Source organism: Actinomadura violacea, from assembly GCF_017573465.1.
GTDB lineage: Bacteria > Actinomycetota > Actinomycetes > Streptosporangiales > Streptosporangiaceae > Spirillospora > Spirillospora violacea.
In genome coordinates this window covers 48,354-67,029 of record NZ_JAGEPF010000010.1, presented here as the reverse complement: position 1 = coordinate 67,029, position 18,676 = coordinate 48,354, and the positions used below count along the sequence as shown (strand labels likewise).

Below are 18,676 nucleotides of genomic sequence, written 5' to 3'. Positions count from 1 at the left end.
CCGGCCCGTGATCATCCGGCATGGCGACTTCCGTTTATTGGCCCGTGGCTGGCCCGTAGGTGCAATTTCAGGGGTGGTTTCCGATGGCTTCGGTGGATGTTATGTCGGTCCGCGATATGGCCTCTGAGCTGCACGTAGCCCGCTCGACGGTGTACCGGTGGCTCGCCACTGGGCGCGGCCCGAAAGCGTTCCGACTGCCGAACAATGAGCTGAGAATTGTGCGCGCGGATTTTATAGAATGGCTTCACAAGCTCGGAACGAACGGAACGGAGAACCTCCGGTGATCAAAGCGCAGGACGTTCAATTCTGGCAGATCCGCAAGCGCGCGAATAGGCGCAAGCCGTGGGAAGTGCGGTGGCGCGTCGATTCCGCACAGTTCTCCCGCTCCTACCTGACCAAAGCGCTCGGCGAGACCTACCGGGCGGGCCTGGTGGCGGCGGCTCGTGAGGGTGCGGTGTTCTCCTCCGACACCGGTGAGCCGGTGGCCTGGTCGCAGTCGGCGGAAACGGTCTACAGCCTCGCGCGGGGCTTCATCGCCTCCCGGTGGGTGGAGGCTGCGGGCGCTACCCGGGCGGCGCTGGTGCGCTCCCTGGTTCCGATCATCCTGGCGACCCTGGACACGCGGGCGGCCAAGCGGCGGCGGCCGGAAGAGGCGGTGCTGCGGCGGGCGCTGGCACAGTACGCGCTGCGGCCTCCGGCGTGGGACGGGGGCGGCGAGATCGGCGACGCTCCCGACGACATCCGCGCGGCGCTGGCGTGGCTGGCGGCCTCCTCCGGCCCGGTCGTGGGCCTGGATGACCGCGCGACGCTGCGGGCGCTGCTGGAGGCGCTGTCGCTGCGACTGGACGGAAAGCGGCTCGCGCACGCAAGCATCCGGGCTCGGCGCTCCACGCTTCACGCGCTGCTGGACTTCGCGGTAGAGGGCAAGCTCCTGGGAGACAACCCGCTGACCGGGGTCAAGACCAAACGGCGTCGGGCCAATGACGCGATCGACCCCCGGCGGGTGCCGTCGCTGCGGCAGGCTCGGGCGCTGCTGGAGGCGGCCAGTGCGGCGCGCGGGCAACTGGCGGCGTTCTTCGCGGTGCTGTACTACGCGGGGACCCGGCCCGGTGAGGCGCGGGCGCTGTGCGTCCAAGACTGCACGCTGCCGGGTCAGGGCTGGGGCTCGCTGCTGCTGGCGGGCAACCGTCCTGAGGTCGCCGCGCCGTGGGCGGAAGACGGGGACCGGTGGGCGCGGCGGGAACTCAAGCACCGTGCGCCCGGTGAGGTGCGACCGGTGCCGATTCCTCCCGTGCTCGTCGGCATCCTGCGGGCGCACATCGATCGCTACGGCACGGCGCCGGATGGGCGGCTGTTCTGGGCAGGCGACGACTTCGCGCCCGTGACCGGGCAGACCTACCGGCGCGTCTGGGGCAAGGCGCGCACGAACGCTCTGAGCGGCTCCGAGCGGGCCTCCCGGCTGGCGGAGCGGCCGTATGACCTGCGGCACGGAAACGCGTCCCTGCTGCTCAACTCCGGCGTTCCTGCAACCGAGGTGGCGCGGCGGCTGGGGCACTCGGTACAGATGCTCTACACCACATACGCGCACTGGTTCGACGGCATGGAGCAAGCCGCGAACGCTGCCGTTGACGCTGCCCTGGCGGACGGCGACGCGCTGACCTGCGAAAACTCCGACGGCGGGCCACCTGCGGGCCAAGAGGGCGCGGACGGCGGCTCCTGACCACGTTTCCCCTGGTCGCAGCCATGATCGCGGCGCCTTGAACGTTCACCACAGAACGCGGTTCCACTTCCGCGTCCGGGACGGCCGCCCGACGATGTCCTCGACGGGTCCGGCCGAGGTGGCCGGGCCGGCGCAGACGGCCTCGCGCTCGATCGGGCGCGCGGCCGGTCAGGTCCGACCGGGGGGATACGGGGCGTGGCTCAGCAGATGGCGTTGAAAGTTCATGCGCGACTCGGGTCTCGGAGTTCGCTCGCTTCGGGGCGCGAGACTCAGGCAGGGGCCCTCAGCGGTCACACATTCGCCGGCAGCACGTACGCCGCATGGCCCGCCGGTTCAGCGGGCCGCGCTCACGGCACGGACGTACGAGGCTCATGTCAGCAGTCAACCAACCCGGGACAGATGACGCAAATCGCGCCGATGTCGCGAACGCCCCGGTCAGCCGCTCGCGGGGCGCCCCGGAGGGCTCCGGCGCCGCGGCGGGAGGGGTCCGCCGCGCGCGCCCGGCCGACGGGCGGCGACCGGGCGGAAGACCGTTCAGCGTGCGCCTTCGCGGGGATCGGGTCAGTCGTCGCGGTAGTCGAGGTACGTCGAGCCCGACCCGCTGCGGAACGAGATCAACCGGTCCGACCGGCCGTCGACGAGCGCCTGGTTGAGATGAGCGTCACCCGACCCGTTCCAGTCCTGGACGCGGTAGCGCGACCCCGCCGGCACGATGACCTTCAGCGAGCCCGCGGCGGCCGACACGTCCACGAGCCGCGGCGGCTCGGCGTAGCGGAGGTCGAGCTCGCCGGAGCCCACCGTCACCCGCGCCTCGGGCGAGGCCAGCGCGGTGCCGCGGATCGTCCCCGACCCGACCCGGGCCCGCAGCGCGCCCCGCGAGCCCACCACCCTGATCTCGCCCGACCCGGCCCGCAGGTCCAGGTCGCCCTGCACGCCGCGCACGGTGATCTGCCCCGAGCCCGACGCCGCCGAGACCCGCACGCCGGGGGGCACCTGCACGTTGATCTCGGCTCCGCATTCCAAGCCGTAGTAGAAGGCGCCCGCCCCCGGGCACCTCGCGGAGACCGACAGCACGTCGCCCTGGAGCGTCTCCTTCACGACCGGCTTGCGCAGCGCCCAGGTCAGCCGCTCGTGAACGCGCGCCTGCCCGTCCGGCCCCGTCCCGACCGACACCTCGGCGCTCCCGGCGTCGATCCGCAACTCCTTGATCGCATGGTGGTACGGGACGGCGCGCTCGGCGGTCCGCCGGAGCTCCCCTCCCCACATCCCCAGGCAGGCGGGCACGACCACCACGGCGGCGGTCGCGGCCGCGAGGACGATCCAGATGCCGCGACGCCGCGGCCGGTCCGGCGCGCCCTCCGGCGCGGCGGCCCGCGTTCCGGCGGCACCCGTCTCGGCGGTGCCCGTCTCGGTGGCGGTCATGTCTCTCCGTCCAGGAACCGCAGTACGGCCAGCACGCGGCGGTGGTCGCCCTCGGCGTGCGGGAGGTCGAGCTTGGCGAAGATGTTGTTGATGTGCTTGGCGACGGCGCTCTCGCTCACCACCAGGGCGGCGGCGATCCCCGCGTTCGAGCGGCCCTCCGCCATCAGCCCGAGCACTTCCTTCTCGCGCGGCGTGAGCCGGTCGAGGGGGTCGCTGTGACGGCGCAGGAGCAGCTGCGAGACGACCTCCGGGTCCAGCGCGGTGCCGCCGGCGGCCACCCGGCGCAGCGCGTCCAGGAACACCGACACGTCCGCGACCCGGTCCTTCAGCAGGTAGCCGATGCCGGTGGTGCCGGCCGCCAGCAGGTCCGCCGCGTACCGCTCCTCGACGTACTGCGACAGCAGCAGGACGGCGACCTCGGGCGTCTCGCGCCGCATCACCAGCGCCGCCCGGACCCCCTCGTCGGTGAACCCCGGCGGCATCCGCACGTCGACGATCGCGGCGTCCGGGCGGTGCTCGCGCACGGCGGCCAGCAGCCCCTCCGCCTCCCCGACCGCCGCCGCCACCTCGAACCCCGAGGTCTCCAGCAGCTTGATCAGCCCGGCTCGCAGCAGGACCGAGTCCTCGGCGATCACAATGCGCACGGCAACTCCACGGTGACGGTCGTCGGCCCCCCGGCGGGGCTGGTGATCCGGAAGGTACCGTCCACCGACCTGACCCGGCGCGCGAGCCCGGTCAGGCCCGTCCCTTCGGCGGGGTTCGCGCCGCCGACGCCGTCGTCGGCGACGGTCAGGAGCAGCCGGTCGCCCCGGCGCAGCACCGCGACGTCCACCGCGCTCGCCTTCGCGTGCTTGGCGACGTTGGTGAGCGCCTCGGACACGACGAAGTACGCGACCGCCTCGACCGTGGACGCGGCGCGCGGCTCCACCTCGACGCGCAGCCTGACCTCCAGCGGCACCCGGGCCGCGATGCCCGACAGCGCGGCGTCCAGGCCGCGGTCCTCCAGCACCGCCGGATGCAGCCCGCGGATCAGGTTGCGCAGTTCGGTCAGCGCCTCCTTGGCCTCCTCGTGCGCCTCGACGATCACCTGCATGGCCTCGTCGGGCACGCCGGTGAGGGTCTCGCGGGCCAGCCCGAGGTTCAGCGCGAGGGAGACGAGCCGCTGCTGCGCCCCGTCGTGCAGGTCGCGCTCGATGCGGCGGCGTTCGAGGTCGGCGGCGTCCACGACGCTGGCGCGCTTCTCGGCCAGGTCCTCGACCCGGCGCTCCAGCTCCTCGGCCCGGTCCGGGCCGAGCAGGGCGACGGCCGCGCGGGTGTCCAGATGCCGGACGCCGGCGGCTATCCACGGCGCCGCGATCACCAGGAGGACGCCGACGACCGAAAGGACGGCCAGCTGGATCGCGCGCGGGCCGGCGGCCGAGCTCAGCCCGCTCGACGCCGGCAGTACCCAGGGGAACGCCGCGGAGCAAGCGAGGATCGCCCCGCCGGCCCACGCACCGATGGCGGCCAGTCCGCCGAACGCCAGGAGCGGCCCGACGACCAGGTGGTACCGCAGCACCCGCCACACCTCCGGCGTGCGGAGGCCCCGCAGCACCCTCCACGCGGGGCCGTCGTCGAAGCCCGGCATGGGCGGGATGTACAGCCCCAGCATCGCCCAGCAGCGCTCCCGCTGCCAGCGCGTCAGCGGCCGCAACGCCCGCAGTGTCAGGGCGCACGATCCCGCGAGCACCAGGAGGATCGGTGTCACGTCCACCGGCGCCCAGAAGGGCCAGACCGCGCACAGGACGGCCCAGCCGGCGAACTGCAGCGGCACCCCTGAGGCGACGAACGTGGTGTCCCGCCACGCCGTCGGCGACCACGGAGCGTGCGCCAGGGCACGCTGGGCCGGAGAGATGGATGCCATGAGCGCAACCGTATTGCCCCGGTTGGAGCACCACCATGCAGCGAACATCCGGTCCGGGGGTGAACCTGGTGCCACCCCCGTTCGGACGATCTCGCCACCCCCGATTCGGATAGGCGCGCTACTGATCGTGAGCCCGTCCGCGGCCAGGCTTGATCCAGCACCCGGCAAGCGGTGCGAGATCACCAGGGAGTCCAGTCATGGTCGCGAACACCGCCCCGTTCACCGTCCCCGCCCGCCCCCGGCCCCAGCGTCGGCGGATGCTCCCCCGCACCGCCCTGCCCCGCCCGCGGACGTTCCGCCGGTGGGAGCGGTGGATCGCTCTGGGGCTGGCCGGCGGTGGCGTCGTCATGGTGCCGTGGATGTTCGTGCTCGCCCGGACGCTGCCGTCCAGCACCCAGGTGTCGCACTGGTCGACGGCCTGGATCGGACTGGACGCGCTGATGGCCGCCGGGCTGCTGGGCACCGGCGTGCTGCTCGCCCGGCGCGACCCGCGGCACGGCCTGACCGCCGCCGCCACCGGCGCTCTGCTGACCATGGACGCCTGGTTCGACGTCCTGACCTCCGCCCCCGGCGCGGAACGCGCGCTGGCCGTGGCGCTGGCCGCCGGACTGGAGCTGCCGCTCGCCTGCGCCTGCGCGGTACTCGCCGTCCGGTCGCTGCGTCCCGTCACGCCCGCGCACGCCCTGCCCGCCGACACCGATCTCGGCGTGCCCGCTAGCACTGGTCTTGGCCCGGCCGCCGACACCCGTCTCGACCCGGCCGCCGACACCGATCATGTCCTGCCCGCCGACACCGGTCTCGGCGTGCCCGCCAGCACCGGTCTCGGCCTGCCCGCCGGCGCCGGTCTCGGCGTGCCCGCCGGCGCCGGTCTCGGCGTGCCCGCCGGCGCCGTTGACGCTCGTTCGGCCGCCGCGAATGCCTGAAAAGGCCCAGGAGATGAGGAAGAGCGCGGGCATGGAAGCCGCAAGCGAAGGGGCGATGAAGGACAGATGGCAAAGCATCAACGGGAGTACGCCAGACGGGTGAAACCAGACGAGCCGGACCTCTAGAGTGAGTCGAACGTCGGGGCCCTCTCGCGGGAGGGCCCCTCGCCCTGCCTGCACGATCAGAGGTCCCCGAACATGAACGACCACGAGGTGCATGAGGAGTGCCTGCGGCTCCTTCGGGACGGCATGCCCGATCCCGCCCCTGACGCCTTCGACGAGGAACGGGACTTCCTGCCGCTCGGCCTCGACATGGACGGTGACGTCGCCGTCGTCACCTTCCTGCACCAGTGGGGCGGGACCGGCGTCGATCCGTTCATCGAGGGAAGAACGTTCCACCGGCGGGACGGCGAGTGGATGGGCCTCGGCGGGGGCGGCGGCTCGGCGCCCTACGAGCCCCTGGTGCGCCGGTCGTCCGGCGAGATGGGCCGCTACCTGTACAAGTACGGGACGGGGCGGTCGGTCCGGAACGCCAACCGGCTGCTGCCGTGGGGCGCGAAGTGGGTGAACGAGGCGCGGCTGCGGGCCTCCGCCGAGGTGGCGCGGGTCCGGGTGGGCAAGCGCGTCCTGGACGTGCCGCCGCACGGGCACATCGTCGTGGTCTGGGGGGCCCGGCGCGGGCCGGTGCTGGAGGCGCTCGCGGCCGACGGGTCGGTGCTGGACACGCTGGACCTCGACCGTCCGGCCGTCCCAGCGAGCTCCGAAGCCTGATATTTGACCGATCGATCCCAATAGCCCTACGGTCAAGCCATGGCGCGGACCAAGGAGTTCGATCCCGACGCGGTGCTGCAGCGCGCGCTGGAGCTGTTCTGGGAGCGGGGGTACGAGGCGACCTCGATGGCCGACCTCGTCGAGCGTCTCGGCATCGCCCGCGCGAGCATCTACGCGACGTTCGGCGGCAAGCACGAGCTGTTCCTGCGGGCGTTCGAGCGCTACCTCGAGACGACCGACCCGAAGATCGCCGAGGCGCTGTCGCAGCCGGGCCCGGTGCTGCCGGCCGTCCGCGCGCTGATCGACCGCTACGCCGAGGACGCCGGCCGGAACCGTCCGCGCCTCGGATGCCTGGTGGTGAACACGGCGGTCGAGCTGGCCGCCCGGGACGCCGAGGCGGCGCGCCTGGTGGAGGCGAGCTGGAACTTCCTGGAGGCGTCCCTGACGTCGGCGCTGACGCGCGCCCGCGCCCAAGGCGAGCTGCCCTCGGACGCCGATCCGCGCGCCCTCGCCCGGCTGCTGCTGGTGATCTTCCAGGGCATGCGCGTCCTGGGCCGGGCCCCGGCGGAGGAGGGCCGCGTCCGCGACGCCGCGCGCCAGGCCCGGGCCCTCTTCGCCTGACCCCCTCCCCACCCTGACGGGCCCGCTCCCGACCGGCACAGTGCCGGCCCGAGCATCGAGGCCGCCGTTCCACCGGCCCTTATTCAAGACCGTTCATTCTAGAAATTGGAGTCGTCATGAGGGAACGCTTCACCGACCGGGTCGTCCTGGTCACCGGCGGCGCCGGCGTGATCGGCCGCGTGACCGCCCGCGCCTTCGCCGCGGAGGGCGCCACCGTGGTCCTGGCCGGCCGCGACGAGACCGCCCTCGCGCGGGCCGCCGAGGAGATCCGGGCCGCGGGCGGGCGCGCCGACCATGTGGTCGCCGACGTGACGGTCGCCGGCGACGCCGCCGCCATGGTCGCCGCCGTCACGGACCGCCACGGGGGCCTGCACGTCGCGGTGAACAACGCCGGGATCGTCGACGGCGTCGGGCCCGTCGCCGATATCGACGACGATGCCTGGCGCAAGGTCATCGATGTGAACCTGACCGGTGTCTTCCTGTCGATGAAGCACGAGATCGCCCATATGCGCGCGCACGGCGGCGGCGTGATCGTGAACATCGCGTCCAACATCGGGGCGCACGGGCGCAGGCCGCGGATGGCCGCCTACGCCGCGTCCAAGGCGGGCGTCAGCGTGCTGACGCGTACCGCGGCCATCGACCACATCGCCGACGGGGTGCGCGTCAACGCCGTCAGCCCCGGCGCCAGCGACACCCCCATGTCGCTGCGCCCGGGCGAGAGCAGGGCGGAGCGCGACGCGCGGCTGAAGGCGTCGATCCCGATCGGACGCCCGAGCGACCCGTCCGAGGTCGCCGAGGCGGTCCTGTGGCTGGCCTCCGACGAGTCGGCCTACCTGGTCGGCCACGACATGGTCATCGACGGCGGCACCACCGCCTGACGACGCATCCACCCGCACCCCGCTGGGCAGACTCCCCGTATGGCCCTGACGCCCGATCACGACGCCGACCCCGCGCGGTTCCGCCTCGCCGCGCAGGTCACCCGCCGGTACCTGATCGGGGCACGGAGCCTGCACGACCACGTCGCCGCCAAGCTGCTGGCGGCGGGGGCGTCCCGGGTGCTGGACATCGGCTGCGGGGAGGGCGCGCTGCGCCGCGCCCTCCCCGACCCGCCGCCGTTCCGGCTGGTCGGACTGGACGCCTCGGGTGCGCTCCTGCACGCTCATCCGGGGCCGCGCGTCCAGGCGGACGCGCTGCACCTGCCGTTCCGCGACGGCACCTTCGACGCCACCGTCGCGGTCAACCTGCTGTGCCACCTGGACGAACCGGGACCGGCGCTGCGGGAGGCCCGGCGGGTCCTCGCGCCGGGCGGGACCCTGCTGGTCTCGGCCGTCTGCCGGACCGACAGCCCGGAGCTGGCGCCGGTCTGGCGTCCCGAGCCGTCCGCCTTCGACGCCGAGGACGCGCCGGCGCGGGTCTGCGAGGTGTTCGGCGAGGTGGAGGTGGAGCGCTGGGACGCCCCGCTGATCACGCTCCCCGACCGGGCCGCGATCCGCGACTACCTGGTCGCCCGCCGCGTCCCCCGGCCCGAGGCCGCCGAGGCGGCGGCCCGGCTGCGCACCCCGCTCCCGGTGACCAAGCGCGGTTCCCTCCTGCTGGCCCGCCGCTGAACTACAGCCAGCCGCTGTCGCGGGCGATGGCGACGGCGGCGTGGCGGTTGTCGACGCCGAGCTTCGTCACTGCGGCGGACAGGTAGTTGCGGACGGTGCCCTCGGACAGGCCGAGGCCGCGCGCGATGCGGGAGACGGGGGCGCCGCCGGCGGCGGCGCGCAGGGTGTCGAGCTCGCGGGGGGTGAGCGGGCACTCCTCGGCGGCGAGGGCGTCGGCGGCGAGCTGCGGGTCGATGTAGCGGGCACCCGCGGCGACCTGGCGGATGACCTGGGCGAGCTGCGAACCGGGGGCGTCCTTGCCGAGGAAGCCGCGGACGCCGGCCGCCATGGCGCGCCGCAGGTTGCCGGGCCGGCCGTGCGCGGTGACGATCACCAGGCGGCAGCCGGGCAGGTCGCGGGAGAGGCGCTCGGCGGCGGCGAGGCCGTCGAGCCCGGGCATGTCGATGTCGAGGACGGCGACGTCGGGCTTGAGGGCGAGGGCGCGCTCGACGGCCTCGTCGCCGCGGCCGACGTCGGCGGCGACCTCGATCCCGTCCTCGGTCTCCAGCAGCAGGACGAGGGCCTCCCTGATCAGCAGGTGGTCGTCGGCCAGCAGGACGCGGATCATGCCTCTCCCCTCGGTGCCGGGGCCGCCGGCACGGCGGCGGTCACCCGGAAGGTGCCGTCGCCGGACGGCCCGGCGCTGAACCGGCCGCCGGCTGCGGCGATCCGCTCGGCGAGGCCGGTCAGGCCGCTGCCGGAGTCGCCGGCTGCGGCGCGGCGCGGCGCGCCGTCGTTGACGATCTCCACGTGGACGCGGTCGCCGTCGGCGCGCACCGTGATCTCGCACCACGTGGCGCTGGAGTGCCGCAGGACGTTGGTGGCGGCCTCCCGGGCGACCCAGCCGAGCGGTTCGTGCACGTGGGCGGGGAGTTCGGGGGACACCTCGGGCCGGTCGCAGCGGATGCCGGCGGCGCGCAGGACGGCGGACATCCCGTCGAGCTCGGTGCGCAGCGAGGTGGCGCGGTAGCCGCGGACGACCTCGCGGACGTCGCGGACGGAGTCGCGCGCCATCGTCTGGATCTCGGTGAGCTCCTTGCGGACGCGGCCCGGGTCGCGGTCGAGGTAGCGTTCGGCGACCTCGGCGCGCAGCGCGACGGCCTGGAGGCTGTGGCCGAGGACGTCGTGCAGGTCGCGGGCGAAGCGGAGGCGCTCCTCCCCCACCGCGGACCGGGCGACCTCGGCGCGCGCCTCGCGGAGTTCCTGGATGACGTGGAACAGCCATACCTGTACGTATCCGGAGAAGGCGGCGAGCGGCACGCCGATCATCTCGTAGAGGACGCTCAGCGCGGGCAGGCCGAGGACGACTCCGTAGACGGGGGTCAGGACGGCCGCGGCGGCCGCGGCCGGGACGGCCTGCCGGAGCGGCAGGACGACGGCGATCAGCCCGGCGGGGACGAGCAGGGCGTTGCCCCACCCGTGGTCCACGCCGAGCAGCGGCAGCGTCCAGCAGATCGCGGTGATCGCGGCCAGCCCGAAGCGGTGGCCGGGCGTGGTGCGGCGCATCAGGTTGAGCCACAGCAGGCGGGCGTAGAGCGCGAACGCGGTGGCGACGCCGGCCAGGGAGAACGCGACGCGGGCGGGGTCGTGGCGGCCGAACACCTCGTACCAGAGCGCGGGCAGCAGGAACCCGGCCAGGGTGAGCGCCGTCATGCCCACGATGATCGCGGCGATGACGGTGGGGCGCGGGATCCTCGGCTGCACGCGCCCAGAGTATGCGGGTACCAGGGGATTGGAGCGCGTTCGGCGGGGGTGGGGGACCCCGTCCAGGACGCGCAGGATCAGGGTCCGGCCGTCGCCGTCCACCCGTGCGCCGCCGGTCAGGCGGCGTGCGGGGCGGTGCGGGCCGCGGTCGGGGCGGCGGCGCCGAGGCGGGCGGACGCGCGTCCGGTGACCAGGCGGCCCTCGTCGAGCACGCCGACCCGGTCGGCGCGGGCCGCCTCGCCGGTGTCGCGGGTGGTGATCACGACGGTGCTGCCGTGCGCGGCCAGCAGGAGCAGGACGGACCAGACCTCGCGGGCGGCGGCCTCGTCGAGCCCGGCGGTGGGCTCGTCGAGGAACAGCACGTCGGAGCGGCCGATGAGGGCGAGCGCGAGGTCGAGCAGGCGCCGGCGGCCGGCGTCGAGCCGCTCGAACGGGACGTCGGCGTGGCCGGTGAGGCGGGCGAGGCGCAGCGCCTCGTCGCGGGTGATCGGGTCGAGGGTCCAGCGCCGCCAGGTGTCGATGATCTCGGCGACGGTGAGCCCGGGGAACAGGCCGCCGTCGCGCCAGACGGTCCCGGAGCGGGCGGCGTCGCGGTCGGTGTAGGGGTCGGCGCCGCGGACGCGGACCGTGCCGCCGGTGGGGCGGCGCAGGCCGGCGAGCATCTCCAGGAGGGTGGTCTTGCCGGAGCCGTACCGGCCGAGCAGCGCGTACACCTCGCCCTTCGCCACGGTGAACGAGACGTCTCGCACGGCCTCGTTCAGCTGCAGGTCGCGTACCTCGATCACGTGTGCCCTCATGGCCTCCATGCTGCCGACGTACGTTCCGGGCGTGCAGTCATGGACGTCAGGTGTCGGCCATGAGGTTCGCAGGGGTCGGCCATGACATCTGTCATGGGTGCGCTATGGCCCAGCCTTGGGGAGGTACGAGGGCGCCTTCACCGTGGAAGTCGGCGTCCCCTGCGATGCGGGTCCATCCGGCGGCGGGGAGGTCGGCCTTGGCGGGCTCATCTGCCACATTGAGGACGACTGCCAGGCGCTCATCGCCCTGCCCCACTGTGTAGGACAGGGCCGTGTTGGTCAAGGTGGCGACCTTCGTGTGCGCGCGGACGAGCCATGGGTGGCGGCGTCTGACGCCGATGAGGTCCTGGTGGAGGCGGTGGTAGGGGGCGCCGTGGCCGGGGGTCTCGTCGGGGTGTCCTGGGAAGGCGGGCCGTATGGCGTCGTCGCCGCCTTCGCGTTCCTCCTTGATGCCGTGGAAGGCGAACTCGTCGCCCGCATAGATGGACGGGACGCCGGCGTTGGTGAGGAGGATGACGAGTGCGTGGGTGAGGTGGCGTTCGTCGTCGAGGCGGCTGGCGATGCGCGTCACGTCGTGGTTGCCGAGGAAGGTCTGCGGGACGAACGTCTGGAGCATCCCGTCGTGGCGGGTGAGCGCATGGGCCAGTTCGAAGAAGTTGCGGTCGTTCAGCGAGCTCCAGATGGCCTTCCATAGTTCGTACTGGGTGACGGAGTCGAATCCGGTGCTCTCCACGATGCCCGCATAGTCGCCGTGGATGACCTCTCCTACGAGCCATGCGTCGGGGAAGCGCGCGCGGACGCGGTCCGTCACCGTCCGCCAGAACTCCTGCGGGGCGGCGTACGCGGCGTCGAGCCGCCATCCGTCGACGCCGCGCTCCAGCCAGTGGCTCATGACCTGGACGGTGTGGTCGGCGACCGCCGGCTCCTCGTGGTTGAGGACGACGAGCTTGTGGTGGCCCTCGAACGTGCGGAAGTCGCCGTTCCCGTCGGGGACGAACCATCCAGCAAACGGTGACGCGGCGCCTCGCGCCTCGACGTCGGCGAACTGCGGGAAGCCGCGTCCGACGTGGTTGAAGACCCCGTCGAGCAGGACGCGGACGCCGCGCGACGACGCGGCCTCGATGAGCCGCAGCAGGTCGTGCTCGTCGCCGAGGCGCGGGTCGACGCGGAAGTGGTCGACGGTGTCGTAGCCGTGCGTCTCGGACGCGAACACCGGGCCGAGGGCGAGCCCGTTGCAGCCGAGCGCCACGAGGTGGTCGAGCCATTCCGCGATCCGCCGCAGCCGGTGTTCGGGCGGGGCACCGGGCGGGAGGGCGGCCGCTTCGGCACCGGTGAAGCCGAGGGGGTAGACGTGCCACCAGATGGCGTGATCGGGCCAGCGCATGCGCGTGTCCTTACCCGGGAAACACCGCTTCCAAAATAGTAAGCAAATACGAACTATTCTGCGAGCCGCTCCATCAGCCGAGCGGCGAGCCGCAGCACCTCGCGCTCGGTCTCGCCCAGCTCGCCGAGCGCCCCGGCGAGCCAGGCGTCGCGCTCGGCGAGGTCGTGCCTGAGCGCCGCCGCCCCGGCCGGGGTGAGGGTCAGCACGACCTGCCGGCGATCCCGCTCGTCGCGCGATCGGGCGATCAGCCCGCTCTCCTCCAGCTCGGCGAAGACCCTGGTCAGGGACTGCGGGCGCTGCCCTTCGGCCGCCGCCACCTCGCCCGCCGAACTGGGGCCGTTGCGGCCCAGGTGGCCGAGCACGACCAGCTTGTTGCTGCTCAGCGCGTCCGGGGAGCGCGAGGAGCGCATCCGGCGCGCCATCCGCATCACCCCGCGGCGGATCTCCACCACCGCTTCCGCCGGCACGTCGGGCCGATCCGTCGCCATAATGTTACGCTATCCCTTACTATTCACCGGAGGTGGAGATGGCTGCGGGCACGGTCCGGGCCGTCGGCGCGCTGAAGGCGCCGGCCGTCGTCGCGGGCACCACCATGGCCGCCGTGCTGGCGTCCTTCGGGTCGGCGCTGCTGCTGGAGCGGGCCGCGCACCTGCGCGTGGACTCCGTCATGCAGGCCGTCGTCCTGTCCGTCACCCTCTCCAGGGCGCACCGCGGCGCCCGTCCGTCCGACCGCCTGATCGGGTTCGCCGTCCTGCCCGCCGTCGCCCTCGCGTCGGTCGGCCTCGGCCTCCTCATGCGCGACGACGCGTTCGCGGGCGACGCCGCGTTCACCGCCCTCGTCACGGCCGGGGTCTGGATCCGCCGCTTCGGGCCCCGGTTCTCCAAGGCCGGCACGCTGATGATGCTCCCAGCGATCGCGCTGCTCGTCATCCCCCACGCCGCGCCCGGCGCGCCGTCGACGCACCTCCTGTGGGCTCCCGTGGTGGCGTTCATCGCCTACTTCTGGGTGACGGCCGTACAGGTCGCTGTGGAACGCCCTTGGCGCTCCACCCGCGCGGAAGAACCCGCCCCTGCCCCGAGCAAGCGGATGCCGGCGAGCACTCGCATGGCGACACAGATGGGAGTCGCCCTCTGCGTCGCCTTCGCCATTGGACACTGGCTGTTCCCGCATCACTGGTCGTGGGTCGTTTTGACGGCGTTCATCGTCTGCAATGGAGCGCGGGGACGCGGTGACGCCCTCCACAAGGGCCTGCTGCGCGCGCTCGGCGCGGCCGGAGGGACGGTCTTGGCCGCCGTGGTGTCGGGGCTGTTCGCGCCACGGGACCCTGACGCGGTCGCGCTCATCTTCGTCGTGCTGAGCGTGGCCGCATGGCTGCGCCAGCGGAGCTACGCGTACTGGGCGGGCGGCGTCACGGCCGCGCTGTCGCTGCTCTACGGATACTTCGGCCAGTCCGCCGTCCCCCTCCTCCAGACGCGTCTCGAAGCGATCCTCGTCGGCGCCGCCATCGGCACCGCGGCGGCGTGGACCGTCCTGCCCTTCCGCACCAGGGACGTTCTGCGCCGCCGCACGTCGGTGTCCTTGGCAGCGCTCACCGACGTCCTGAAGGACGAGCCGCATGCTCGCGCCCGCTTCGAGGATTCCGTCGCCGAGATGGACCCCGTCTACGGTCCGCTGCGCCTCCACCGGTTCGTCACGCGCGCGCGGCCGCACCACGCCGACGTCATCGACGTCCTACGCGAGACCGTGCCCCACGTCCGCGTCATAGGCCCCGGCGTCAAAGGACTGCGCGCCAACGTGGCCGCCGTACGGCGCGCGGTGGCCGGACGCCACGACGGCGCGCCCTACGAGCCGCTAGCGCCGGAAGAAGGCGCCACCGCACACGCCATAGACGCGGCACTGGCCCGTATACATGCGGTCTACGCGCCGCCTCCAGAGGAACCTAAGCGCGAACCAGAATCTCCGGAGACAGCTCGTCCGGCCGGGTGACACCGGACAGCGCCATGGTCAGCTCCAGTTCGGCCTGGACGCAACGCAGGACGTGCTGGACGCCGGCCTGCCCGCCGAGCGCCAGCCCGTAGGCGTACGGACGCGCGAGCAGCACCGCCTTCGCGCCGAGCGCGAGCGCCTTCACGACGTCCGAGCCGGTGCGGATCCCGCTGTCGAACAGGACCGTGGCCTGGTCGCGGACGGCGTCGACCACGCCGGGCAGCGCGTCCAGCGAGGCGATGGCGCCGTCGACCTGGCGTCCGCCGTGGTTGGACACGATCACGCCGTCCATCCCGGCGTCCACCGCGCGGCGCGCGTCGTCGGGGTGCTGGACGCCCTTCAACGCGATCGGCCCGTTCCAGTGCTCCCGCAGGAAGACCAGGTCGTCCCAGGTGAGCGAGGGGTTGCCGAAGTTGGCGACCCAGTGCAGGAGCGCGGTGTCGCGGTTGGCGTCGGTGACGGGCCCGCCGACCGCCTTCTGGAAGACGGGGTCGCTGAAGTAGTTCGCGACCCCGATGCCGCGCAGGAACGGCAGGTACGCCTGGTCCAGGTCGCGGGGCCGCCACGCCAGCGTGAACGTGTCGAGCGTGACGACGAGCGCCGTGTACCCCGCCGCCTTGGCCCGCTCCAGGAAGCTGACGGCGAGGTCCCGGTCCTTCGGCCAGTAGAGCTGGTACCAGCGGGGGGCGCCGTCGCCGTTGGCCTCCGCGACCTCCTCGATGGAGTGAGAAGCCGCAGTGCTCAGCACCATGGTGAGCCCCTCGGCGCCCGCCGCGCGTGCGGTGGCGAGCTCTCCGTCCGGGTGGAAGATCGACTGCACGCCGATCGGCGCGAGCAGGACCGGCGAGGGCATCGCGGTGCCGAGGACCTCCACCGACAGGTCGCGGTGCGCCACGTCCCGCAGGAACCTCGGGACGATCCGCCACCGGTCGAACGCGTCCCGGTTGGCCCGCGCGGTCGCCTCGCTGCCCGCCGATCCCGCCACGTATCCGAACGCCTGCGCCGACAGCACGCCCTCGGCGAGGGCCTCCAGCTTCGTCGGATCGGTCGGCAGCGAGGGCCGCACGTCGCCGAGTCCCTGCAGGTAGATCGAGTTCTGGAAGTCGGCCAGCGCGCTCATCGGATACCTCCGCCCGGGGACGCGGCCGGGGCGCGGCCGCGTGCGAGAACCGTCCGGGACCAATCTGCCACGACCGCTGACCGGATCGGACCCGGGCGCCGGGCCGGGAACCGATCCGCGGCACATCCGGTGGGGCGGGCGAAAGATGTCGGCGGGACCGGCCACAATGTGGGGCATGGCACGACGCGGATCCCAAGCCCCTCCCCCGCCGCCGGACTTCGAGGAGAACATCGTCGACGTCGACGTCTCCGAGGAGATGCGCGGCAGCTACCTCGAGTACGCCTACTCGGTGATCTACCAGCGGGCGCTTCCCGACGCCCGCGACGGGCTGAAGCCCGTCCAGCGGCGGATCCTGTACTCGATGAACGAGATGGGGCTGCGCCCCGACCGCGGGCACGTCAAGTGCGCGCGCGTCGTCGGCGAGGTCATGGGCAAGCTGCACCCGCACGGCGACAGCGCGATCTACGACGCGATGGTGCGGATGGCCCAGCCGTGGGCGATGCGGATGCCGCTGGTCGACGGGCACGGCAACTTCGGCTCGCTCGGCGGCGACGACATGCCCGCCGCCATGCGGTACACCGAGGCCCGGATGTCCCGCGAGGCGCTGATGATGGTCGCCTCCATCGACGAGGACACCGTCGAGTTCCGGCCGAACTACGACGGCCAGGAGCAGGAGCCGGAGGTGCTGCCCGCCGCGTTCCCGAACCTGCTGGTGAACGGCGCGTCCGGGATCGCGGTCGGGATGGCCACCAACATGGCCCCGCACAACCTCGGCGAGGTGGTCGCGGCGGCCCGGCACCTGATCGACCACCCGGACGCCACGCTCGAGGACCTGATGCGCTTCGTGCCCGGCCCCGACCTGCCCACCGGCGGCAGGATCGTCGGGCTGGACGGCATCCGGGACGCCTACGAGAGGGGCCGCGGGACGTTCCGCACCCGCGCCACCACGACCATCGAGAACGTCACGCCGCGCCGCAAGGGCATCGTGGTCAGCGAGCTGCCGTACGCGGTCGGCCCGGAGCGCGTCAAGGCCAAGATCAAGGAACTGGTCAACGCCAAGAAGATCCAGGGCATCGCCGACCTGAAGGACCTCACCGACCGCAACGTCGGCCTGCGCCTGGTCATCGAGATCAAGAACGGCTTCAACCCCGAGGCCGTCCTGCAGGACCTCTACCGGCTGACGCCGATGGAGGAGACCTTCGGCATCAACAACGTCGCGCTCGTCGACGGCCGGCCGCGCACGCTCGGCCTGCGCGAGCTGCTGCAGGTGTACGTCGACCACCGCATCGAGGTCGTGCGGCGCCGGTCGATGTTCCGCCGCAAGAAGCGCGAGGACCGGCTGCACCTCGTCGACGGCCTGCTGGTCGCGCTGCTCAACATCGACGAGGTCATCCAGGTCATCCGGCAGAGCGACGACGCCGGGCAGGCCAAGCAGCGGCTGATGCAGATCTTCGAGCTGTCGGAGATCCAGGCGCAGTACATCCTGGACACCCCGCTGCGCCGCCTCACCCGCTACGACCGGCTCGAGCTGGAGAAGGAGAAGGAGCAGCTCGCCAAGGAGATCGCGAAGCTGACCGCGATCCTGGAGTCGGAGCGCAAGCTGCGCGCCCTGGTGTCCAAGGAGCTCGGCGAGGTCGCCTCCGAGTACTCGACCCCGCGCCGGACGATCCTGCTGGAGTCCTCCGGCCACACCGCCGCGGCCGCCGTGCCGCTCGAGGTGGCGGACGACCCGTGCACGGTGCTGCTGTCGTCCACCGGGCTGCTGGCCCGCACGCACGGCGCCGGCCCGCTGCCCGACAGCGGCCCTCGCGCGCCGCACGACGTGCTGGTCTCGGTCGTCCCGGCGACGGCCCGCGGGCAGGTCGGCGCGGTGACCTCGCTCGGGCGGATGATCCGCATCGACGTCCTGGACCTGCCGACGCTGCCCCCGTCGGCGACGCCGCCGTCCCTGGCGGGCGGCGCGCCGGTGACCGAGTACGTCGACCTGGAACCGGACGAGACCGTCGTCGGGATCGGGTCGCTGTCGGAGGAGGGCGGCGGGCTCGCCCTCGGCACGGCGCAGGGCGTGATCAAGCGGGTCGTCCCGGACTTCCCCGCGAACCGCGACGAGTTCGAGGTCATCGGCCTCAAGGACGGCGACCGCGTCGTCGGCGCCGTCCAGCTGCTGGCCGAGGACCAGCACCTGGTGTTCATCACGACCGACGCGCAGCTGCTGCACTTCGCCGCGTCCAACGTCCGGCCGCAGGGCCGGGCCGCCGGCGGGATGGCCGGCATCAAGCTCGGCCCGGACGCCCAGGTGCTGTGGTTCGGCGCGCTCGACCCCGACCGCGAGGCCCGGGTGATCACGGTGTCCGGTTCGTCGTCGGCGCTGCCCGGCACCCAGACCGGCGCGATCAAGCTGGCCGACTTCGCCGACTTCCCGGCCAAGGGCCGCGCGACCGGCGGCGTCCGCGCGCACCGCTTCCTGAAGGGGGAGGACGTCCTGCTCCAGGCGTGGGCGGCGCCGACGCCGCTGCGCGCCGGGGGCGCGAACGGCAAGCCCGCCACGCTGAACGTGGAGCTCGGCCGCCGCGACGGGTCCGGCGAGCGGCTGACGACCCGGATCGTGTCGATCAGCGGGCCGATCGGCCCGGTCCCGCCGGACGGCGGCGAGGAGTAGCGGCGGGTCCCGGGCCCGC

At 73.2% G+C, this 18,676-nt stretch carries 18 protein-coding genes; 9 read left to right on the top strand and 9 right to left on the bottom strand.

Annotation, left to right across the window (positions count from 1 at the left end):
• The first annotated feature begins 83 nt into the window (after window positions 1–83).
• Entirely contained in the window at window positions 84–284 is a 201-nt protein-coding gene (locus J4709_RS56150) for a helix-turn-helix transcriptional regulator (protein ID WP_208241732.1), read from the top strand.
• Window positions 281–1,720, top strand: a complete 1,440-nt coding sequence (locus tag J4709_RS16780; RefSeq protein WP_208241730.1) for a tyrosine-type recombinase/integrase — start codon at window positions 281–283, stop codon at window positions 1,718–1,720. The genes J4709_RS56150 and J4709_RS16780 overlap by 4 nt, the downstream gene beginning before the upstream one ends.
• A gap of 561 nt (window positions 1,721–2,281) precedes the next feature.
• Here J4709_RS16780 and J4709_RS16775 read toward each other — a convergent pair.
• The 3 genes from J4709_RS16775 to J4709_RS16765 are packed head-to-tail and all read right to left on the bottom strand — an operon-like array spanning window position 2,282 to window position 5,045.
• A complete protein-coding gene (locus tag J4709_RS16775) occupies window positions 2,282–3,142 on the bottom strand; it encodes a DUF4097 family beta strand repeat-containing protein (RefSeq protein WP_208241727.1) in 861 nt (286 codons plus the stop codon).
• On the bottom strand, window positions 3,139–3,786 hold the full coding sequence (locus J4709_RS16770; RefSeq protein WP_208241725.1) for a response regulator: 648 nt from the start codon (window positions 3,784–3,786) through the stop codon (window positions 3,139–3,141). Before J4709_RS16770 ends, J4709_RS16775 begins: the two co-directional genes overlap by 4 nt.
• Window positions 3,774–5,045 (bottom strand): sensor histidine kinase, encoded by a 1,272-nt coding sequence (locus tag J4709_RS16765; RefSeq protein ID WP_208241723.1) that lies wholly within the window; start codon window positions 5,043–5,045, stop codon window positions 3,774–3,776. Before J4709_RS16765 ends, J4709_RS16770 begins: the two co-directional genes overlap by 13 nt.
• A 197-nt stretch (window positions 5,046–5,242) precedes the next feature.
• Here J4709_RS16765 and J4709_RS16760 point away from each other — a divergent pair, with 197 nt between their 5' ends.
• From J4709_RS16760 to J4709_RS16740, 5 genes are all read left to right on the top strand, one after another.
• On the top strand, window positions 5,243–5,968 hold the full coding sequence (locus tag J4709_RS16760; RefSeq protein ID WP_208241722.1) for a hypothetical protein: 726 nt from the start codon (window positions 5,243–5,245) through the stop codon (window positions 5,966–5,968).
• A gap of 198 nt (window positions 5,969–6,166) precedes the next feature.
• Window positions 6,167–6,739: a hypothetical protein gene (locus J4709_RS16755; RefSeq protein ID WP_208241720.1), complete on the top strand. Its 573-nt coding sequence runs from the start codon at window positions 6,167–6,169 to the stop codon at window positions 6,737–6,739.
• A 39-nt stretch (window positions 6,740–6,778) separates the two neighbouring features.
• Window positions 6,779–7,360: a TetR/AcrR family transcriptional regulator gene (locus tag J4709_RS16750; protein ID WP_208241718.1), complete on the top strand. Its 582-nt coding sequence runs from the start codon at window positions 6,779–6,781 to the stop codon at window positions 7,358–7,360.
• 116 nt (window positions 7,361–7,476) lie between these two features.
• On the top strand, window positions 7,477–8,238 hold the full coding sequence (locus J4709_RS16745) for an SDR family NAD(P)-dependent oxidoreductase (protein WP_208241716.1): 762 nt from the start codon (window positions 7,477–7,479) through the stop codon (window positions 8,236–8,238).
• A 39-nt stretch (window positions 8,239–8,277) separates the two neighbouring features.
• Window positions 8,278–8,967: a class I SAM-dependent methyltransferase gene (locus J4709_RS16740; protein ID WP_208241714.1), complete on the top strand. Its 690-nt coding sequence runs from the start codon at window positions 8,278–8,280 to the stop codon at window positions 8,965–8,967.
• 1 nt (window position 8,968) lies between these two features.
• On the opposite strand, the gene J4709_RS16735 is transcribed toward J4709_RS16740, so the two are convergent.
• From J4709_RS16735 to J4709_RS16715, 5 genes are all read right to left on the bottom strand, one after another.
• Window positions 8,969–9,574 (bottom strand): response regulator transcription factor, encoded by a 606-nt coding sequence (locus J4709_RS16735; RefSeq protein ID WP_173095492.1) that lies wholly within the window; start codon window positions 9,572–9,574, stop codon window positions 8,969–8,971.
• Complete coding sequence (locus J4709_RS16730; RefSeq protein ID WP_208241713.1) at window positions 9,571–10,710, bottom strand: sensor histidine kinase; 1,140 nt, start codon at window positions 10,708–10,710, stop codon at window positions 9,571–9,573. The genes J4709_RS16735 and J4709_RS16730 overlap by 4 nt, the downstream gene beginning before the upstream one ends.
• A gap of 116 nt (window positions 10,711–10,826) precedes the next feature.
• Window positions 10,827–11,507, bottom strand: coding sequence for an ATP-binding cassette domain-containing protein (locus J4709_RS16725; RefSeq protein WP_208241711.1), 681 nt, complete (start codon window positions 11,505–11,507; stop codon window positions 10,827–10,829).
• A 91-nt stretch (window positions 11,508–11,598) separates the two neighbouring features.
• Window positions 11,599–12,891, bottom strand: a complete 1,293-nt coding sequence (locus J4709_RS16720) for an alpha-amylase family glycosyl hydrolase (RefSeq protein WP_208241709.1) — start codon at window positions 12,889–12,891, stop codon at window positions 11,599–11,601.
• Between the two features lie 53 nt (window positions 12,892–12,944).
• On the bottom strand, window positions 12,945–13,379 hold the full coding sequence (locus J4709_RS16715; RefSeq protein ID WP_208241707.1) for a MarR family winged helix-turn-helix transcriptional regulator: 435 nt from the start codon (window positions 13,377–13,379) through the stop codon (window positions 12,945–12,947).
• Between the two features lie 38 nt (window positions 13,380–13,417).
• Between J4709_RS16715 and J4709_RS16710 the strand changes: the two genes are divergently transcribed.
• Window positions 13,418–14,878: an FUSC family protein gene (locus J4709_RS16710; protein WP_208241705.1), complete on the top strand. Its 1,461-nt coding sequence runs from the start codon at window positions 13,418–13,420 to the stop codon at window positions 14,876–14,878.
• Here the strand turns inward: J4709_RS16710 and J4709_RS16705 are convergent.
• Window positions 14,832–15,998, bottom strand: a complete 1,167-nt coding sequence (locus J4709_RS16705) for a lactate 2-monooxygenase (protein ID WP_208241703.1) — start codon at window positions 15,996–15,998, stop codon at window positions 14,832–14,834. The two genes, J4709_RS16710 and J4709_RS16705, sit on opposite strands and share 47 nt — an antisense overlap.
• Window positions 15,999–16,173: 175 nt before the next feature.
• On the opposite strand from J4709_RS16705, the gene J4709_RS16700 reads away from it, so the two are divergent.
• Entirely contained in the window at window positions 16,174–18,657 is a 2,484-nt protein-coding gene (locus tag J4709_RS16700; RefSeq protein ID WP_208241701.1) for a DNA gyrase/topoisomerase IV subunit A, read from the top strand.
• Window positions 18,658–18,676 lie beyond the last annotated feature (19 nt).